This is a genomic window from Aliivibrio kagoshimensis (assembly GCF_050337105.1).
Taxonomy (GTDB): Bacteria; Pseudomonadota; Gammaproteobacteria; order Enterobacterales; family Vibrionaceae; genus Aliivibrio_A; species Aliivibrio_A kagoshimensis.
Genome location: NZ_JAKJSQ010000166.1, coordinates 1 through 714 on the forward strand (window position 1 = coordinate 1; position 714 = coordinate 714).

Consider the following 714-nt stretch of genomic DNA (forward strand, 5'->3'; position numbering starts at 1 on the left):
GTTTCATTATTATTAAGTAATCTTATAAATGGTAAGATCTCTTCATGGTTTTCGTAAAAATCACTAGGTGACTCAATAATCATTTCTGATATTATTCTAGCAGCGTATCCAGTGCATCCAATAGGGATACAGAAATTCCCTAGGTTTTTCGATATTTCAAACTCACGGATAACACCATTTGCATCAACAATACCACCATCCTCCTCCTTGTTTCCAAAAAGAAATAGTGAAATTCCACTCAATGAAATCATCTTATTTCTATATTCTTCCCAAAGTTCAGGAAGTTTTTTACTTCCTGATTCAAATTGTGGGAAAGGTCTTAATACTAGTTGAGACTCTGAATATTTTAGGGGCTTTTGATAAATTGGTTCAAGTGCTCCGTTGATTACAGAGCTTCCCACACCCCATCCAAATCCATTAACTATACGAAAATTATTTTCGATGATTTTTCTTGAAAGAGTATGTATAAAATTAACTGAATCGAGTTTATTGTACGGAAGATACGTCTCAGCACTGCCAGAAATAAAAATTGTTTTCTTTTTAAATCGATTTTCTATTTCTGCAAGAACAGATGTTATTTCGCTATAATCATCAACCAATAAAGAATTAATCCCATACCGCTTTAAATCATTAATAATCAGAGCTTGTTTTCTACTATTATATTCAAAGGAAGCTTTGTCTGGGTTTTGCTCATCACCCATAATATATTTCTTT

Annotated in this window: 1 pseudogene; it reads right to left on the reverse strand. The window is 32.4% G+C overall.

Annotation, left to right across the window (positions count from 1 at the left end):
- Positions 1 to 701 (reverse strand): annotated as a pseudogene (locus L4C32_RS20750) (hypothetical protein); the annotation flags it as partial.
- Positions 702 to 714 lie beyond the last annotated feature (13 nt).